The following is an 18,636-nucleotide window of genomic DNA, read 5'->3' on the forward strand; positions in this document are numbered from 1 at the left end:
CGGGCGCCGGCGCAGCGTCGTCGCGTTGCGCCGCGCGCAGGCCGCGCAGGCGGTCGCCGCGTATCGCTCGACGGTGCTGACGGCCGTCGGCGACGTCGAGACGTCGATCGCCGCCACCGCCCGCGATCACAGCCGGACCGAGCGCCTCGAACGCGCGGTGTCGAACGCGCGCGGCGCCTATACGCAGATCAACCGGTCGTGGCGCAGCGGCGAATCGGCGTTCATCGATACGCTGGAGGTGCAGCGTTCGCTGCTCGCGGCCGAGGATTCGCTCGCGCAAGCGCGCACCGAGGAAATGCTCGGCCGGGTCAGGCTGATGACTGCGCTGGGGCAGTAAGCGCGCGGTTCAGGTTCGACCGCTGCCGCGCATCGGTCGATACGCAAAGGGCGGCGGGTTCGATGTGATTCGAACCCGCCGCCCTTTTGCATGATGCGTGGCCAGCTGCGTGCGGCACCGGCTCAGTCGATGTCGCCGCCTTCCTTCAACTGCGCGCTCAAGTAGTCGAGAAAACTGACGATGCGCGACGACAGCGTCGCATTGCGATAGAACACCGCGTGAATCGGCTGGCGGAACTCGACGGTATCGTCGACGAGCAGCTCGACGAGGCTGCCGTCGCGGCGATGCGTGCCCGTCATGTAGTCGGCCAGGCACACGATGCCGGCGCCACTGAGCGCGAGCGTCAACAGCGTCTCGCCGCTCGACGCCTGCAGCGCCGGATGAATCCGGTACACGCCGCCGTCGGCGGTACGCAACGGCCAGTGGTTCAGCGTTTCCGGCTGCACGAAGCCGAGCAGCGCGTGGTTCGCGAGATCGGCGACGCTCGTCGGCACGCCGGCTTTCTCCAGATAGGCCGGGCTCGCCAGGATGCGCAGCCGGCTGCTGCCGAGCCGGCGCGCATGCAGCGTCGAATCGCGCAGCTCGCCGATCCGGATCGCCACGTCGGTGCGCTGTTCGAGCAGGTCGATGATCTCGTCGCTCGTATGGAGTTCGGCCGTGATCGCCGGATAGGCTTCGCGGAAGCCGGGCATCATCGGCGCGATCACGTGCTGCATGAACGGCATCGCCGCGTTGATCCGCAAGCGCCCGGACGGCGTCTCGCGCTGGCTGACGATCTGTTCCTCGGCAAATTCGACCGACGCGATGATGTCGCGCGCGTAGTCGAGAAAGAGCTTGCCCTCGTCGGTCAATTCGAGGCGGCGCGTCGTGCGGCGGATCAGCGTCGTGTCGAGCTTCTCCTCGAGGCGCCGCAGGATCCGGCTCATTACCGAGGTCGGCTGATGCAGCTTGTCGGCCGCACCCGTCAGCGAACCGGTATCGGCGATGGTCACGAACGCGAGCATCTCGTCGAGGGTCGTCTTCATGGTCGGCAGTCTTCCGCAGTTTCAGAAACCGCCACGATAGTGCCGCCGCGCCGCTTTGATAAGCCGGCGCGCGCGCGAATCACAGTTGATTTCGATTCAATGATTCGCGGCGAATATGGTCCGAACAATCCGGCATGAAGCGGGCGGCCGCACACGCAAACGCGCCCGGGCGGGCGCGCTTTTCATCAGACAAGGCAACGCCGTGTCAGGCGGCGACGGGCATCTCGTCGCGAATCCAGTCGAGCATCGCGCCGTGCGTCGGCGCCCACCCGAGTTCCTGCCGCGCGCGCAGCGCCTTCACACGGCTGTTCGACGCGAGCGAGTCATGCGCGCGCGAATGGCCGAACGCCTGCGCCGCATCCGCGATGTCCCATTCGACGATCGACGGCAGGCCGAGCCGCTCGCCGAGCGCATGGCCGATTTCCGCGAACGACGCTTCGCCGTTTTCCGCGAAGTAGAACGCACCGGGCGGCGCGGCATCGATCGCGCGCAAATACAGATCGGCGACATCGGCGACGTGCACGTTCGACCAGCGGTTCAGCCCCTTGCCGATCACGCGCACCGCGCCGGCATCGCGCGCGATCGCCGCGAGCAGCGGCAGTTGCACGCTGTCGCGGCGGATGCCGAGGCCGTCGCCGTAGATCATGCTGTTGCAGATCACGGCCGAGCGGATGCCGAGGTTGGCCGACGACATCACGAGCCGGTCGATCGCGCGGCGCTCGGCCTTCGCGGGTTTGACGACGGGCGTCGTCTCGTCGAATACGGGGGCATCGCCATGCGCGCCCTGTGCGTCGTCCGCGATCACGCTGGTGCCGCTCGTATGCACGAACGTCTTGCCCGAGCCGCTCAGCGCGGCGATGATCGCCTCGACAGCCTTGCGGTGATCGCTGCTCGCCGCGTTGACGACGCAGTCCGCGTCGCGCGCGAACGCTTGCAGCAGCGCCGAGTCGTCGAGCGTGCCGACGACCGGCATGATGCCGGCCGCCGCGAGTTTCGCGGCGTTGTCGCCGTCGCGCGTCAAGCCGGTGACGACGTGCCCTGCCGAGACGAGCCACGCGGCCACCGAGCCGCCGATGTAGCCGCTCGCGCCCGTCACGAATATCCTGATGCCTTTCATCTGCTGCTCCGAGAGCGAGACAGCCGGTACGGCAGACGTCTCGCGAAATGTCGTGCGACGCAGTATCGGCGGCTGGCGTTGCGCGAGGAAGGGCGGCGTCGCGAAAACAGTTTTGAGCGCAACGGGATGATCGGCCGCGTCAGACGAACCCCTCGTCGACCAGCGTGCAGCCGTCCGCAGTGATCTCGTGCCGCTGGCCCGAGCCGCCGGCCACGCGGCTCCAGCTTTCGGACACGAGCATCGCCGCATCGCCGTCCGTGTGCAGCGCATAGCCGAATCCGCCATACATGCCCGGCACCGCGAACCACATGCGTTCGGCCTGCGCGTCGAGTTCGAGTAGCGGCTCGAGTTCGGGCAGGCGCAGCGCGTCGACGCGCAAATGTGCGATGCGGCCGAGCATCATCGCGTGGAAATGGCGCTGGATGGCGAACAGCGTGGCGTCGGGCACGAAGCGTCGCGGCTGCGGCGCCAGCAGGTCGACCAGATGCCGATGCCCGCGCCGCCCGGCGATATCGACCGGGCGTTCGCCGTGGGCATCGCGCAGCATGCGCCACGCACCGAGCCTCAACAGTTCGGCGACGACCGCCTTCGGTGCACCGCCGCGGGCGGCCTGATGCAGCGGCGCACGAAGCGACGTGCCGCCGAGCCGGGTCGCGTTGACGAGCGCACGCTCCTTCGCGACGAGCGCGAGCATCGTCGCCCAGTCGCCGTTCCTGGCCGCGTCGGCCAGCGCGTGCCGGGTCGCGACCTGCGCGTCGCCGAGCACGTCGGCGCCCGTGATGCCGTCCCATGTGATGCTCAACCGGATCTCCTCGTGTGTCGCGTTCGCGTGACCGCGTCGATCGCCCATCATAAGCGTTCGTCGCGGCTGCGCGATCGCGCGGCGCTGCGTCGGGCAGGGATTCCCCGGCGTCCGATCCGGCCGCCGCCCGCACAGGCGCGTCGATCTGCGATGATGTCGGACGCGAGGCCACGCATCGCGATCGCCTCGCACGGGCGCGCCGCGCGCGCACCCGATCCATCCACCCCGACGAAGCATGCTCATCATGATCGACGTTTCCTCCATCACCGACGCGTTCGCCCCGAGCGGCGAGCCGACGCAGTACCGCGTATCGCCCGAGAAACTGATTTCCGGCGATCCGCTGCACACGCTCACACCCGGCTTCGCGAGTCCGTGCGGCCGCTTCTCGACCGGCATCTGGGAAAGCACGCCCGGCTGCTGGCACGTCGCGTACACCGAAGCGGAATACTGCGAGATCCTCGAAGGCACGTCGGTGATCACCGACCTCGAAGGCAACCGGAAGACCCTGCGCGCCGGCCATCGTTTCGTGATTCCGCCGGGTTTTCGCGGCACGTGGGAAGTCGTCGAACGCACGCGGAAGATCTTCGTCGCGTACGACGAGCAGCCGCCCGAATGAGCGGCGAGCGGGCGCGATCGATGCGGCATTGCACGACAGGTCGACGATCCGCCAGCCGCGCGGCATCGCCGCCGTGCGCCATCGTTCGTCCGGGTTCGCCGCGACCGCATCGGTCACCTTCCCGACAGCTCGGCACGCCGGCCGTGCGGCACGACCGGCCCGCCGGCTGAAACGTTACCGCCGGCTGTCGAGCGCCCCGAGAATCCCGTACGCGGCCTTCACGCGGTCCTCGTTCGGAAAGCTGCGGTTCGCGAGCATCACGATCGCGATCCGCTTCGACGGGACGAACGCGACATAGGTGCTGAAGCCGTTGGTCGAGCCCGTCTTGTTGATCCACGTATCCGCGCTCGGCGCGAGCGGCGGCTTGATCGCGGAGGCCGGCAACCCGTCGCGCAGCATCTTCATCGAGTTGCCTTCGAGCAGCGTCGGCAGCGCGACCGGATACGGATACTGTTCCCAGATCAGGTCCTGCGTCAGCGGCCCCGCGCGGAAATAGCCGGTGTGGGTGCGTTCGAGCGCGCGCTGCAGGCGCGGCGCGGTTTCGATCAGCCCCATGTTCGCCTGCACGAAGCGCAGCAGGTCGGCCGCCGTGGTCCGCACGCCGTAGGCCGACTGCCACAGCATGCCGCCCGTCATCCGGATCGGCTTGCCGTCCTGCGTATAACCCTGTGCGTAGTCGGCCCGACGTGCTTCCGGCACGTTGATGTACGTGTGCGTCATGCCGAGCGCGGGAAAGAGCCGCTGCTCCATCAGCACCGCGAAATCCTTGTGCATCGCCTTCGCGGTGAGCCACCCGAGCATGCCGACCGACACGTTCGAATACGTCCGGTACGTACCCGGCGCGTGCGCGGGCCGCCACGCGTCGAGATAGCGGATCAGGCCCGCGTCGTCGCGGATGCTGTCCGGCACCTGCACCGGCATGCCGCCGGACGTGTGCGTACCGAGATCGAGCAGCGTCACGACACCGAACGGCTTGCCCTGCAGGGCAGGCAGGTACTTGCCGACCGGGTCGGCCAGCGACAGTTCGCCGCCCTCCTGCGCGTCGGCCGCGAGCGTCGCGGTCAGCGTCTTGCTGACGGAGCCGATTTCGAACAGCGTGTCGCCGGTGACGGGCTTGCCGGTTTGCGTCGACATTACGCCGTAGTCGAACACGTAGGGCTTGCCGTCGGCGACGATGCCGACCGCCATGCCGGGAATCGCGTACTGCTTCATCAGCGGCGCGATGTGGCGGGTCACGGTGTCGTGGAGGTCGTCCGGGGTGGCGGCGGCCGCGCGGCCGGCCGTGGCGGTGACGCACGCGGCGACGAGCAGGGTCGCGGCGAAGCGTGTCGCGTTGAATCGCATGGTTGCGGTTCCTTCGATTTCCGATGGTTGCGTGGACAACAGATCCGGTCGCGCCATGCGGAAATCGCAGCGGCCGGCCTGCCGAAGCAGGACTATCCGCTGTAAGCCGTCCGTCAACAATCGACGTTATGTTGATCGAGCCTAAAGAAAAACTTATGGGCTTGGCGAAGGCGTGGATGACTGCTGCCGTCGTCGCGGCGTGCTCGATGGTTTGCGGGGAACGTCGGGCAGCACCGTCAAGTGCACTGCCACGAACGCGACACGTCGGTGACGTTGCCGTACAAGCGAGTCACGGCGCTGGCAACACGAGGCTCGAGCGCGTCACCCCGGCAACCGGTCCAGAAACGCCAGCATCGCCGCGTTGAACCGCGCGGGCCGCTGCAGCGGCGCGAAATGGCTCACGCCGGGCAGGATCGTCAGCGTCGCGCCCGGAATCGTACGCGCGAGGTACGCCGCATGCTCGGGCCGGATGAATTCGTCGTGCTCGCCCAGCACGATCGTGACCGGCACGGCGATCGCCGCGAGATCCTCCGCGCTGTAATCCGGTTGCGTGCGCATCATTTCGCTGACGGCCGCGACGAATGCATCGAACTCGCCCGGTGTCGCGGAAAGCGCTGCATAGTCCTTGCGATGCCGCGCGAAGCAGCGGTCGAGCAGCGGGCCCGGCACGATCTCTTTCGTGCCGCCCGGGTCCATGTTGCATGCGAAGAAGAACACGCCGGCCGCACGTTCCGGCGCGCGATCGGCCAGCACGAGCGCGATGCACGCGCCGTCGCTCCAGCCGACGAAGCGCGCACGGTCGACGTGCAGCGCATCGAGCACCGCGAGCACGTCCGACGCCATGCGTTCGTAGGAATAGGGTTGCGCGTCGCGCGTGCTGCGGCCGTGGCCGCGGCTGTCGATCACGATCGCGCGGTAGCCGGCCGCGAGCAGCGCCGGCACCTGGTTGCCCCAGTTGCCGCCGTGGCCGAGGCCGCCGTGCAGCAGCACGACCGGCGGGCCGTGGCCGAACGACGCGTGCCAGATGCGCGCGCCGTCGTGTTCGAGCCATCCTTGCTCGTCGGCCGCCGGCAGCGGCGTGCCGCCTTGCGCGTCGAAGCGGACGAGGTCGTCGTCATCGAGTTCCGCATGCATCGTTCTGCCGTCCTGTCGAGGGAGACGTGCTTGCGATTGTAATGCGTGCGGCCGACGCGGCCGCATCCGCTCAGGCCTGCGTCGACACCAGCCCGCCCGCCGACGAGCCGCCCGTCTTCTCGACGGCCGCCGCGAGTTGCGCGATCGCGGTCGCCAGCGCCCCCGCGATCGCACCGGCTTCCGCGCTCAGCGACTGCTGTTCGACCGCGGCGGCCGGGTCGTCCTTCGCGCGCTGCGCCGCGCTCGCCATCTGGCGCTCGATCGTGGCCAGCTGCTTCTGCAACCGGTCGATCAACGCTTTCAGCTGCGCGACCGCCGGATCGTCGGACGACGCGCCCGATGCGCCGAGCGTTTCGCCGGTGGCACCGGTCGAGCCCTGTGCACCGGACGTGCCTGCCGTACTCGCCGTACCCGTCGCGCCCGCGGCATTCGTCGCGCCATCGGTGGATGACGTCGCGGCGGGCGCGGCCGACGAAGCGTTCGCGCCCGGGCTCGCGTCCGCCAGCGAGGTGCGCGTGGTCGTGGAGAAATCGATCTGCATCGTGTCGGTCCCTGTGTCGGTAAACGAATCGTGGCTGGGGGGCAAAATTGCCTTCCAATTCGTTTACGGCATTCGTCACACGAAACTTGAGTATCGGGGCCCGACAGATTTGGCTGAAGATCGCCGGTTTTAGTCGCGAAAGGGCCAGATTCGCGGCACCGCAGCGCTGATAAAATCGCGGCTTCGCCGGCGGAAGTCGCGCGCCCGCTGCCCCGGGGCGCGAGCGCGCAACGCCGCCGGTATCGACTCCCGCCCTTCCGGGCGCGGCACGCGACACGTGCCGGCGCCGCGGTCGCGGCTGCGCGGGTCGCTTTTTCCGTTCGCCTGCGTGCCCCGCTCGCCGCTTCAAGCGGCGAGCGCCGTCCGGCGCGCGCTCACTTCATCACGCATTCGAGGAACACACGATGGCCCGCATCGGCGCCTTCTGCATCACGACGTGGCTTGCCGCCGCGATTCTCTACTTCGGCCAGCATTCCGTCGCGATGATCGTGTTGAGCGGTGTCGTCGTGTTCGGCGGATTCGACCTGCTGCGTCCGTAAGCGCGCATGGCCACGCGGCCGCGCCCGGTCGCGACGGCCGGCGCGACTGTGATAGCCTCTCCCGCACCGTCTGTCACGCGCACGCCTCGCCGGCAACCAGGAGAACGGAATTTGAATCATGGTTCGAACCGCCACCCGGCCGCCCTCGCGTGCAAGGTGTGCTCGGCCCGCGCCCCCATCTGCGGGCTGGTCGACTTCTCGCGCTGCGGCGCCGACTTCATTGCCGGGAAGAAAGTCGACCCGTTTGCGGGCGTGCCGGTCTACTACCATGCTTGCGAGCAATGCGGCTTCACGTGGGCGCCCATGTTCGACAGCTGGACCCACGACGATTTCGCGCAGCATGTCTATAACGCCGACTATGCGCGCCACGATCCCGAGTATCTCGAGATCCGTCCGCAGCAGCATGCCGACCTGATCTGCACCAGTTTCGCGGAAATGCGGGAAGGCCGGATTCTCGATTTCGGCTCGGGGCTGGGCTTGCTGGAACGGAAACTGGCGTCGCGCGGCTTCGCGGACGTGACGTCGTACGATCCGTTCTCGCACCCGGTTCCGCCCGAAGGCACGTTCGACACGATCCTGTCGTTCGAGGTGTTCGAGCATCATCCGGCGCCGTTCGACCTCTTCGACCAGATCATGCGTTACCGGAAACGCGACGGCGCGCTGCTGTTCCAGACGTCGCTGATCAGCCGGGAGATCATCGAGCGCGGCATCGAGCAGTGGTGGTACTGCGTGCCGCGCAACGGGCACATCTCGTTCCACACGCCGCAGTCCCTGACGCTGCTTGCCCAACGCCACGGGCTCGAATACGGCGCGTTCAGTCCCGAGCTGCACGTCGTCTTCGATCGCGCGGCGACACCGCGCTGGCTCGACAGGTTTCTCAAGCCGTAACGGCTCGCCGGCGATCGGGCATGCAACGAACGCCGCGTGCCTTCACGCGGCGCTTGAACGGCTCGCTGCCGCTTGCACGGCATCGTGCCCACGCCCACGCCGCCGTCAGCATGCCCCGAACGTCGGCACCGCCGGATCGACCGCCAGCGCGCGCTCGTTGAACACGACCGGCACGCCGCCGAGCCCGAGCCTGCAGTTCGGGCGGTCGAGCCGCCACCCGTCGACGCGCAGCGCGGCGCGCGGCACCGGCGCACCGCTCGCATGCGGCAAATCGATCGTGATCTGCCGTTTCGCGCCCGGCATCAGGTTCAGGTAGTTGTCGCTGTAGAACGCGGGTAGCACGCGCGCACCGGTCGATGGATCGAATACCTGCAAGTGCGTCATCAACGCGAACGTCGTGCCGATGTTCGCGACGTCGACCGTGATGCGCGTCGTCGTGTCGTCGGTCTCGGCCGATGCCGCGCCGATGGCAACCGCCGCGCCCGGCATCGTATCGAGCGACGTGTACGCGGTGTCGCCTCCGTCGCGCTGTCGCCAGTACACGTTCTCCGCGAGCGGATTGCCGCCCGCGTCGGTCAGCACGAGCGACACGATGCACACGTCCGACTTCGCCGCGGCCATCGCCGCCTTCAGGTTCGCCACCACGCGATACGAGGCCTTCGCGACGCCGCCGACGTCCGCGACAGTCCGGCTGCTCGACGTGCCGTCGAGGTTGTACACGCGCATCTCGACGCGGCCGGTGACGGCCGCCGCCGTATGATTCGCGATCGTCACGTCGGCGGTATTCGCATCGAGGATCGCATTGACGCGACGGCACCCGTGCCGCACCGCGAAGAACGACGCATGCGCGTCGAGGTCGTGGCTGTACATCTGCCACACGAAGCTCGGCTGCGCGGGGTTCGTCATCCACATGATCACGCCGGTGGCCGGCGACGTGATCTTCCCGGCCACCGGGCCGATCATCACGGCCGCGTTCGCCTCGTAGATCGAGCGGATGCATTCGTAGTTCATCATCTGCGCCTTGCGCACGAAGTCCGCGAGATTGCGGATCGGGCCGTAGCGCTGCGCCGTCATCGCGATGTAGCCGGCGCCGCCCTGCTTGCCGACCGACGGGTAGTACGCGCCGTTGCCGTTCATGTCGCGGTCGGCCCAGAAGTCGTCCGGGCATTCGTACGAGCCGGGCGGCAGCATCGATTCGACGCATTCGAGCGTCGGGATCGAATGCGAGCCGACCTCGTTGTGAAACGCGATCGACGTCGTGCCGTAGCCGCGGCTGAATGCCGCCTGCGGCGAGGCCCAGTTGTACGGGCCGCCGGACGAATAGCCGTTCACCGCGCCGGCGCCCGTATCGCCGGCCGAACTCGTGAGGCACAGGCGCTGCGGGTCGAGTTCGGCGACGAGCGCGTCGAGCCCCTTGACGAGTGCCGGCGGCGGCGCACCTTCGTTGCCGCCGCACCAGAGCAGGATCGACGGACGATGGCGGTTGCGCGCGATCACGTCGCGGATGTTGTCGAGATCGCGCGGCACGTTGGCCGGCCCCGACCCGTCGCCTTCGGTCGAGAAGAAGAAGTCCTGCCAGACGAGGATCCCGTAGCGGTCGCACGCATCGAAGAAATCGTCGCTCGTACTCTGCCCGTTCCAGTTGCGGATCAGGTTGAGGTTCGCGTCGCGATGGAGCCGCACCTGGTTGAACAGCCGTTCGCGCGGAATGCGCTTCAGCACTTCATCGAGCCCCCAGTTGCCGCCCATCACGAGGATCGGCAGGCCGTTGACCGTGATGCTCAACTGCGGCCCCATGCCGATGTCGCGCACGTATTCGATGCGGCGCAGGCCGACCTTCAGCGTGCGCTCGTCCGAGCGCCTGCGCGCCACCTCGATGCCGACCGTCACCGCGTAGAGGTTCGGTTCGCCATACCCGTTCGGCCACCACAGTCTCGGCTGCCTGATCGACAGCGCCGCGATATCCGACGACGTGAGCGACACCTTCGTCGTCGTACTCGATGCGGGAATCGCGATGTCGTGGCGAAACGGCGCGCCGTTGCCGACGGTGCCGACGACGGTCGCGACGAGATCCGCGCCGGAGCCGTTGTCCAGTTCGAGATCGAGCCGCAACTCGGCGCGCGACAGGTCGGTGGACAGCGTGTGCGCGACGTTGATCGCCGCGATCCGCACCGTGCCGGTCGTGAACCATGCCACTGGCTGCCAGATGCCGAGTTCGCGATCGGGGATCGTCGGCAGCCAGTCCCAGCCCGCCGAGCAGAAGAAGGTCGGCCCGTTCTTCAGCGTGACGCCGGTCGGGCCGCCGTTGCGCCCGCCGCGCGTGACGCCGCTCGCGTAGCTCGGCAGCAGCGGCCCTTCCGAGAAATCCGGCTTGACGACGCGCACCGCGAGACCGGCCGCGCCGCCCGCTTGCGGCACCAGCCTCGAGATGTCGAACGCCCCCTGCTTGAACGCGCCTTCGAGCCGGCCGACGGGCGCGCCGTTCAGCCAGACCTCGGCGCAGTAGTTGACGCCGCCGAAGCGCAGCCACAGCCGCTGCCCCGGTTGCCGTGCGGGCGCCGTGAAGGTCGTCCGGTACCAGTAGTCGGTGTCCTTCAGCGTGTCGGGAATGGTGTCCGTGACGATGCGGCCGTAGAACGGGTCGGGATACTTGCCGTTGACGATCATGCTGTTCAGCACGGTGCCGGGCACCGTCGCCGGCGCCATGCCCGGCACGCCGGCCGCGCCCGACAGTTGCGCGCCGCCGGCGCCCGGCAGGCTGCTCGCCGGGGCGAACGTCCAGTTCGTCGTGAGATCCTGCGCGGCCAGCAGGCTGTGTTCGGGGTCGCCCGGCACGACGGGCGTGACCGTCGCGGGGCCGTCGGCGCCGGGCGTGCCGGACGCGCCGGCGGGCGCATCCATGTCGCCACCGCAGCCGGCGAGCCAGTTCGTGCCGACCAGTGCGGCGCCATACGACAGGAATTTCCGGCGTTCTTTCGACGTCATGTGGTCGTCTCCCTAATGATGCCGCCATCGTCGCGGGCACGCGCGCGGTGCGAAACCGCGCGCGCGCCGGTCACGTTCACTGCGCGCCGGCCCGGCGCATGCGCATCACCGTCGACGGACTGCCTGCCGTCATCTGCGTATAGTCCGCGTTCGGTCCGGACGGCGGCGTCAGGTTGTCGGCGGCCGCCCATTGCGTCGGCGCCGCCGACAGCGTGTAGCTCATCGTGCCGCCATTGGCGATCTTGCCCAGCGGCAGCCATGAGCCCGCGTAGTCCGCGCCGTTCACCTTCAGCGACTGGATATACGCAAACGACGGGTGCCCCGCACCGTCCATCGCCACCTGCTTGTCGCTTTCGAGCCGCAGCGTCTTGCCGTTGCCGAACCAGACGGTGATCCCGCTGAACTGCGGCGTGGACAGCGCGAGCCCCGCTTCCGACGGAATCACCGGGAACATGCCGAGTGCCGCCCACACGTACCAGCTCGACGTCGCCCCCATGTCGTCGTTGCCCGGCAGCCCGTCGCGCGCGGTCGTGAACGCCTTCGACATGATGATCGGCAGGATGTACTGCGCACCGCTCGGCTGCCCGGCCCAGTTGTAGCCCCACGGCGACTGGAACGACGGTTCGTTGCCGATGTACAGGCCGGTGGACGATTCGCCGCCGTTCAGGTCGCCGGAGGCCGGCACGGTCGAGAACGGCGTCGTGATCGCAAACAGCGTGTTCAACCGCGCGACGGCCGCCTGCTTGCCGCCGATCGCGTCGATCAGCGCGCTCCAGTCCTGCGCGAAGGTCCAGAAGTAGTTCGGCTCGGTCGATTCATGGAACGAGCCCTGCACGAGCGTCCCCAGCGTGCCGGGCGCCGAGCCGGCCGGCGGCGCATTGCGCGCGGCGATCACCTTGTTCGTGTAGTCGAAGATGTTGCGCCACCACCCGGCCCGCGTGTACAGCGTGCCGATGTTGTCGGGCGTCACGCCGACCGACGGCGCGTTCAGCACGCTGGCGGGCAATGCCTGCAGGAACGCGGCCGCGGAACGGTCGCTCAGCACGCGCTCGATGGTGGCCGAAGACGAGTGACCGTCGTCGCCCTGCGACAGGTAGTGGGCCGTCAGGAAGTTGGCGAGCCCCGCTGCGCTCGTGCGGTCGTTGCATGCGCTCGACGGATCGAACACCGACTGCTTCGTCAGCCGCGCGGCCGACACCAGATCGAAATCGGTCGCGCCGAACCTGTACGCGCCGGCGATCACGTTCAGCGCGTTGTCGCCGGCCATCGGCGTCGAGTCGTCGCTGCCGTCGACCCAGTGCGGGAATGCACCGCACTGAAGCCCGTCGACCACGAGCGACTGCATCATGTCGCTCGTTTCCTTTGGCGCGAGCAGCGCCAGCAACTGCGTCTGCGACCGGTACGTATCCCACAGCGAGAAGCCCGTGTAGTGGTTGCCCGCGCCGCCCTGCGAGCCGTCGGTGCGCCGGAACGCGTAGTCGCCGACCTTTGCCGTCGCGCGCTGCGGCACGGTGCCGGTCTGGTCGACCGACGCCGGATAGCCGCCGCTCGCGTTCTTCGGCTGGCGCATGCTGCGGAATTCGCCGTTCGTGTCGCTGTAGAGCGTCGGCGTGCCGAACACGCGATAGAGCGCGGTGTAGAACTTCGTCAGGTTCGCCTTCTGCGTCGCGTTCAGCGATGCGGGCGCGGCGGCCTGGTCGATCTGGATCGTGTTGAGCCGGTCGTTCCACAAGCCGGACGCGTTGTTGCGCGCCTCGTCGAACGCGAGCTTTTCGCCTTCGGCTTTCAGGTTGGCCTGCGCATTCTGGATGCTGACGGACGAGACCCCGACCTTCACGGTGACGGTGCGGTCGGTGTCGGTCAGGTCGAATTGCAGCGTCGCCGCGCCGTTGCTGACGGTATTCACCGCCGACGTGCCCGCCTGCTTGCGCAGCGGCTTGTCGAAGGTCGCGTAGAAATACACGGGCGCGTTCCACACCGTGCCGTACGGCGTGCAGAACGCCGGCGCGACGGCCTGCCCGCTCATCGACCTGCCGTCGCTCGCGAGCGCCAGCGCGACGTTGCTGGCGGTGACCTTCGTGCTGCCCGAATCGCTGTTGCCGTTCAGCTTCGCGTCGATCGAGAAGAAGCCCTTGTCCTTGTCCGTGTACGTGAAACGCGCGATGCCGGAGCGCGCCGTCGCGCTCAGTTCCGTGACGATGCCGTTCGCGAGGCGGACCTTGTAGTACCCGGGTTCGGCCGTTTCATCCGCATAGCTGTACCCGATTCCGGTCGGCCGGCCGCCCGACGCGATCGCCTTCGCCGCATCGGACGGCAGCATCGCGACCGTGCCCTGCCCCGGGCACCCGACACCGCTCAGGTGCGTCACGCTGAAGAAGTCGATCGTGCCGCCCGCCCCGCCCGTCGACAGGTAACCGCCCGAGCCGTTGAAGTTGTAGCGCGGCGTGTTGGGCCCGAAATTCACCATCCCGAACGGCACCATCGCGCCCGGGCTCACGTTGCCCGCGTAGCCCGAGTCCGAGTTGACCTGTGTGCCGATGAGCGGATTGACGAACCGGGTCAGCTGCATGTTGGTGCGCCTGGGCGGCGCCGGCTGATCGGGCTGCGACGGCCGGGAGGGGTCCGAAGTCGGCGGCACGGTCGACGGCGTGTCTCCCGCGCCGTTGCTGGCCGTCTTAACACCGTTCACGTCGTCGCCGCCGCACGCGGCAAGCGCCGCGCAAGTCAGCGCGGCGACGAGCAAGAGTCGTGGATGTCTCATTTTTTCGTTTAGTACCGTTAATCAAAACGATTGTTCCGGCGCCTTACTCGTCCGGCACGCCGCGCGGCTTGCGGCCCTGCGCGGCACGTCGATGCCGCGCGGCGTGGCGTCGACTGGCCATCCAGGCGACGTCACGCTGACTCGTTACATGCGAATACCCCGCGACGATCGTTGCTGCCGCAACCGTCGCCTCACCGCCCTGTCTCCGGGAACGTCACATCCTTCCCAGGGGCTTACAGTGCCGTAACGACTGTTTATTCACCACGAGAAGTTTCCCGAATTTTCAGTTTGTTTAACTAAACAATCGAGAATTAAGCAGCTTCGGGGATGCATTCCCGCCATTTGTTGCGTTGCAACGGCGGCGCACCGGGAGGTGCATTGACGGGCGCCCGGCGAACCCGGGCGCCGCATGAACGTGAAGAACGGATGCCGTGCGCGTCAGCGCGGCAACGTCCGCAGCGACGACGGCCCGCCCGTCAGCGCGATCCGCTTGCCCGTATCGCGCAGCTTGCCGCCTTCCACCGCATAGAACGCCAGTTGCCGCTCGACGTTGAACTGCACGATCACGTGCCGGCTGTCCGCGGTGAACACGATGCCTTGTGCGGCTTCGCCTCCGGGCACCTCGCTCACCTTCACGGCCTGCCCGTCACGGATTTCGAACAGCAGCACCTTGCCGATCTTGTGGCGGCCCGGATTGTCGGCCGTCAGGTTCGAACCGTCCATCGCCTGCACGGCGATCCACTTCCCGTCCGGCGAAATCGCGACACCTTCCGGCAGCGACGGCACCGTCAGGTACTGGACCGTGCGGAACGGCACGCGCGACACGTCGATCAGCGCGACCGAATCGGCATCGCCCGCGAGCGTGCCCGTATAACCCGGCAGCCCGGCCAGCCCCACGTTGCTGACGACGGCCCAGCGGTTGTCGCTCGACACGTCGATCGTGTAAGGCGCGACACCCGTGCTCAGGCGCGACCCGCTGTCGGTCACCTTGCCGTCGTCGACGTTCAGCACCGCGATGCCCTGCTCGTCGCGCAGCGACACGAGCGCATGCTTGCCGTCGTGCGTGAAGCTGATCCCGGCCAGCCGCTTCTTGCCGATCTTCAGGCTGCCGTCGAGCGTCACCTGCGTGCCGTCGATGCGAAGGATCGACACGCTGCCGTCGACGTTCGCGACGAGCGCGAGCTTGCCCGAGCGGTCGATCGCGATCCCCTGCGGATGCGTGCCGAGCTCGATGCGCGTGACCGACGGCGGCGCGGCGTCGAGATTCACGACCTGCAGGAACGTGTCGAACACGAGCTGCTTCGCGGCCGTGTCGTAGCGCGTCGGCGCGCCGACAAGCGCGAGCTTCGCGTCGGGCGTGATCGCGACGGCCTGCGGCGGCCCCTGGATGCCGTTCTCGACGTCGATCTGCCGCGCGACCTTCGGCGGGAACGTGCTGGCGTCGAGCAGCGTCAGCGTGTCGGCGGGCGGCGACGCGAGATAGGTATCGCGGCCCTCGACGCGCTGGTACTTGCCGTCGTTGCCGGACACGATCCAGTCGGCGGCGTGCACGGCAACGGCCGTCGTGGCGAGGGTCAGCGCGGCGAGCAGGCGCGCGCTGCGCGGGCGGAAAGGATTCGAATGCATGGCGGTCGGTTCTCCGGATCGGTTGCGGATGCAATGGTTGGCTCGACCCTGCTGCTCGACGGGTCGAAACCACCGCATGATGCCCGAAAGCCGCCGAATCCGGCGTCCCGCACCCGGTTCGTTTCGGTCAACCCGTCCGTCGCGCGCCGGACGGCCACTCGCCGACATCATCGAGCGGATACACCGGCCGCGCCAGCCGCTCGTAGTGAAACAGCCCGTAGTCCGAGCCCGTCACGCCGCGGCTGTCGCACTCGACCAGCGCAGCCGCGATCGGCACGAACACCGGCCGGCAATACATCCGCGATTTCAGCAGCAGGAAGCGTGCGCGGCGCGGATCGACGCCGACGCTCTCGAACACGCCGAGGTCCCACGGCTCCTGCGTACGCTCGGTGATGACGAGCGTGGCCGCGCCGATATCGAGCACGGCCGTGCGACCCATGTACGCGCGCTGGCCCGTGTAAGTCGGCCCCGTGATCACGTATTCGCCGTCGGTGAGCGCACGCACGATGCCGGTCGCGCGAAACGGCTCGCGCCGCACGCCGCCGTGCGACGGCAGGCGGTTGCCGACCGGCACCGTCACGGTCGCGCCGACGCCCGCGTCGATCAGCGCGGCGACGGCTTGCGGGTCGCACAGCGGCCCGCTGACGATGCCGTCGAGCCCGTGCGCGAGCGCGGCCTCGAGCAGGTCCATCGTGTCGCACGGGCCGCCCGACATGCAGTTGTCGCCGTGATCGAGCATCAGCACGGGGCGATCCGCGTCGCGCGCGAGCGCCGCCGCCTGCGCGACCGATTCGGCGAGCGGCGCGCTGCGATAGACGAATTCGTCGCGCGCGTCCCAGATCTGCCGTGCGATGCGCTCGGCCGCCGCGTCGGCCGCGGCGCGGTCGCCGTCGGCCACCACGACGACGCTGATGCACGGCGCGGGAATGTCCGCGAGCGAGAAGCCGGGCAGCACGGATACCGCCAGCATCCCGTCGGCCTCGGCCGCACGCGCGGCCTCCACCGCGCGCTTCATCGCGCCTTCCGCGCTCGCGCTGCGCAGCGTCGACGTCATCAGCGGCGGCTGCCGCCATGCGAGCACGGGCCGCGCGCGACCGTGAAGCCGGTCGAATAGCAACCGTGCCGCATGCTCGCCGGTCTCGTACATGTCGACGTGCGGATAAGTCTTGAAACTGACGATCACATCCGCGTGATCGACCATCTTCTGCGTGACGTTCGCATGCAGGTCGAGCGCGACCGCGATCGGCGCATCGGGCAGCGCCGCGCGCACACGCGCGAGCAGGTCGCCCTCGCCGTCCGCGCTCTGCTCGGCCACCATCGCACCGTGCAGGTCGAGCATCACCGCGTCGCAGCCGGGCGCGGCCGCGACGATCGCGTCGCAGATCGCCGCATACGCGTCGGCCGCAACCGGCCCGCTCGGGTTCGCGGCCGCCGACACGGGCGTGACGATCCCGGCGCCTTCACGCTCGGCCGCGTCGAGGAACGCGGCCATCGCGGTGCGCATCCCGCGATTCGCGCGATACGCATCGTCGCCCCAGTCGGGGCCGTTGCGGCCGAACGCGGCGAGCGGCGTCGGCACCGGCGAGAACGTGTTCGTCTCGTGGTTCATCCGGGCGATCAGGATCTTCATCGCGCAGAGTCCTCCGCGATCCCGGCAGCGCCCAGCATCGCGTGCAGCAGCACGTTGCAGCCGGCTTCCAGATGCGCCGGATCGGCGTCCTCGATCTCGTTGTGGCTGATCCCGTCCTTGCACGGCACGAAGATCATCGCGGTCGGCGCAACGCGCGCGAGATACACAGCGTCGTGGCCCGCACCGCTGATCACGTTCATCGACGACAGCCCGAGTGCGCTCGCGCCGGCGCGGACCTGCTCGACCAGCGCTGGATCGAACGGCTGCGGCGGAAAGTACACGACCGGTTCGATATCGATCCGCATCCCCGCCGCCGCGCCCAGGTCGGTGCATGTTGCATGCAGCTCCGCATCCATCGCCGCCAGCGTCGCGTCGTCGGCTGCACGCAGGTCAACGGTCAGCGTCACACGGCCGGGAATCACGTTGCGAGAATTCGGGTGCACGTCGACCCAGCCGACCGTGCCGCGTCCGTGCGGCGGATGCGCGAGCGCAATGGCGTTCACCGCGCGCACCAGATCGGCCGCGACCAGCAGCGCGTCGCGTCGCAACGCCATCGGCGTCGGGCCCGCGTGCGCCTCCATGCCGTGCACGGTCACGTCGTACCAGCGCTGCCCGAGTGCGCCCTCGACCACGCCGATCGTCGTGTCGTGCGCCTCCAGCACCGGCCCCTGCTCGATATGCGCTTCGAAATACGCGCCGACCGGATGCGCGCCGTGCCCGCCGCCCGCATCGCCCGCATAGCCGATCGCAACCAGCGCGTCGCGTACCGACACGCCGTCGCGGTCGCATTGCGCGAGCGCATGGTCGAGCGTGAACGCGCCCGCGAACACGCCGGAGCCCATCATCACGGGCACGAAGCGCGAGCCTTCCTCGTTAGTCCAGACGGCGACCTCGAGCGGCGCACGCGTGCGCACGCCCGCGTCGTCGAGTGTGCGCAGCACTTCGAGGCCCGCGAGCACGCCGTAGTTGCCGTCGAACTTGCCGCCGGTCGGCTGCGTGTCGATATGGCTGCCCGTCGCCACGGGCGGCAGGTCGTCACGTTCGCCCGCACGCCGCGCGAAGATGTTGCCGATCGCATCGACACGCACCGTACAGCCGGCTTCCTTCGCCCATGCGACGAACAGGTCGCGCGCCTCGCGATCGAGTTCGGTGAGCGCGAGGCGGCATACGCCGCCCTTGTCGGTCGCGCCGATTCGCGCGAGACGCATCAGGCTGTCCCACAGCCTCGCGCCGTCAACGCGCAAGCCGGACGCCGCGACGCCCGATGTCGAATCCTGATCTTGCATCGATG

At 68.6% G+C, this 18,636-nt stretch carries 15 protein-coding genes; 4 read left to right on the plus strand and 11 right to left on the minus strand.

Features of this window, described 5'->3' with window-relative positions:
• On the plus strand, positions 1-337 hold a 337-nt coding region (locus tag DPV74_RS11905; protein ID WP_162923020.1), incomplete at its 5' end, for a TolC family protein.
• 122 nt (positions 338-459) lie between these two features.
• Here the strand turns inward: DPV74_RS11905 and DPV74_RS11910 are convergent.
• From DPV74_RS11910 to DPV74_RS11920, 3 genes are all read right to left on the minus strand, one after another.
• Positions 460-1,362 (minus strand): LysR substrate-binding domain-containing protein, encoded by a 903-nt coding sequence (locus tag DPV74_RS11910; RefSeq protein WP_060064276.1) that lies wholly within the window; start codon positions 1,360-1,362, stop codon positions 460-462.
• Between the two features lie 205 nt (positions 1,363-1,567).
• Positions 1,568-2,479: an NAD-dependent epimerase/dehydratase family protein gene (locus tag DPV74_RS11915; RefSeq protein ID WP_119337217.1), complete on the minus strand. Its 912-nt coding sequence runs from the start codon at positions 2,477-2,479 to the stop codon at positions 1,568-1,570.
• Positions 2,480-2,618: 139 nt separating this feature from the next.
• Positions 2,619-3,281 carry an ankyrin repeat domain-containing protein gene (locus DPV74_RS11920; protein WP_119337240.1) on the minus strand — a complete coding sequence of 221 codons (663 nt, stop codon included), beginning with the start codon at positions 3,279-3,281 and terminating at the stop codon, positions 2,619-2,621.
• Between the two features lie 244 nt (positions 3,282-3,525).
• On the opposite strand from DPV74_RS11920, the gene DPV74_RS11925 reads away from it, so the two are divergent.
• Positions 3,526-3,897, plus strand: a complete 372-nt coding sequence (locus DPV74_RS11925; protein WP_049096504.1) for a cupin domain-containing protein — start codon at positions 3,526-3,528, stop codon at positions 3,895-3,897.
• A 174-nt stretch (positions 3,898-4,071) separates the two neighbouring features.
• Here DPV74_RS11925 and ampC read toward each other — a convergent pair whose 3' ends face one another.
• From ampC to DPV74_RS11940, 3 genes are all read right to left on the minus strand, one after another.
• The gene (gene ampC / locus DPV74_RS11930) at positions 4,072-5,241 is read right to left on the minus strand and encodes a class C beta-lactamase (protein WP_119337218.1); all 1,170 of its coding nucleotides are present in this window, start codon (positions 5,239-5,241) and stop codon (positions 4,072-4,074) included.
• A 321-nt stretch (positions 5,242-5,562) separates the two neighbouring features.
• A complete protein-coding gene (locus tag DPV74_RS11935) occupies positions 5,563-6,375 on the minus strand; it encodes an alpha/beta fold hydrolase (protein WP_027792107.1) in 813 nt (270 codons plus the stop codon).
• 70 nt (positions 6,376-6,445) lie between these two features.
• Positions 6,446-6,916: a hypothetical protein gene (locus DPV74_RS11940; RefSeq protein ID WP_119337219.1), complete on the minus strand. Its 471-nt coding sequence runs from the start codon at positions 6,914-6,916 to the stop codon at positions 6,446-6,448.
• A gap of 404 nt (positions 6,917-7,320) precedes the next feature.
• On the opposite strand from DPV74_RS11940, the gene DPV74_RS11945 reads away from it, so the two are divergent.
• Positions 7,321-7,455, plus strand: coding sequence for a hypothetical protein (locus DPV74_RS11945; RefSeq protein ID WP_006767081.1), 135 nt, complete (start codon positions 7,321-7,323; stop codon positions 7,453-7,455).
• A gap of 111 nt (positions 7,456-7,566) precedes the next feature.
• Entirely contained in the window at positions 7,567-8,343 is a 777-nt protein-coding gene (locus DPV74_RS11950) for a class I SAM-dependent methyltransferase (protein WP_240439962.1), read from the plus strand.
• A 105-nt stretch (positions 8,344-8,448) separates the two neighbouring features.
• On the opposite strand, the gene DPV74_RS11955 is transcribed toward DPV74_RS11950, so the two are convergent.
• The 5 genes from DPV74_RS11955 to DPV74_RS11975 form a co-directional block, all read right to left on the minus strand.
• Positions 8,449-11,328, minus strand: a complete 2,880-nt coding sequence (locus DPV74_RS11955; protein WP_119337221.1) for a sugar-binding domain-containing protein — start codon at positions 11,326-11,328, stop codon at positions 8,449-8,451.
• Positions 11,329-11,404: 76 nt separating this feature from the next.
• Positions 11,405-14,089 carry a glycoside hydrolase domain-containing protein gene (locus DPV74_RS11960; protein WP_119337222.1) on the minus strand — a complete coding sequence of 895 codons (2,685 nt, stop codon included), beginning with the start codon at positions 14,087-14,089 and terminating at the stop codon, positions 11,405-11,407.
• Positions 14,090-14,527: 438 nt separating this feature from the next.
• Entirely contained in the window at positions 14,528-15,715 is a 1,188-nt protein-coding gene (locus tag DPV74_RS11965) for a beta-propeller fold lactonase family protein (RefSeq protein ID WP_119337223.1), read from the minus strand.
• 127 nt (positions 15,716-15,842) lie between these two features.
• Positions 15,843-17,345 carry a M81 family metallopeptidase gene (locus DPV74_RS11970; RefSeq protein ID WP_119337224.1) on the minus strand — a complete coding sequence of 501 codons (1,503 nt, stop codon included), beginning with the start codon at positions 17,343-17,345 and terminating at the stop codon, positions 15,843-15,845.
• Positions 17,342-18,631: a Zn-dependent hydrolase gene (locus DPV74_RS11975; protein ID WP_119337225.1), complete on the minus strand. Its 1,290-nt coding sequence runs from the start codon at positions 18,629-18,631 to the stop codon at positions 17,342-17,344. The genes DPV74_RS11970 and DPV74_RS11975 overlap by 4 nt, the downstream gene beginning before the upstream one ends.
• Between the last annotated feature and the right edge of the window lie 5 nt (positions 18,632-18,636).

Source organism: Burkholderia sp. HAN2018 (assembly GCF_024704855.1).
In the GTDB taxonomy this organism is placed as follows: domain Bacteria; phylum Pseudomonadota; class Gammaproteobacteria; order Burkholderiales; family Burkholderiaceae; genus Burkholderia; species Burkholderia cepacia.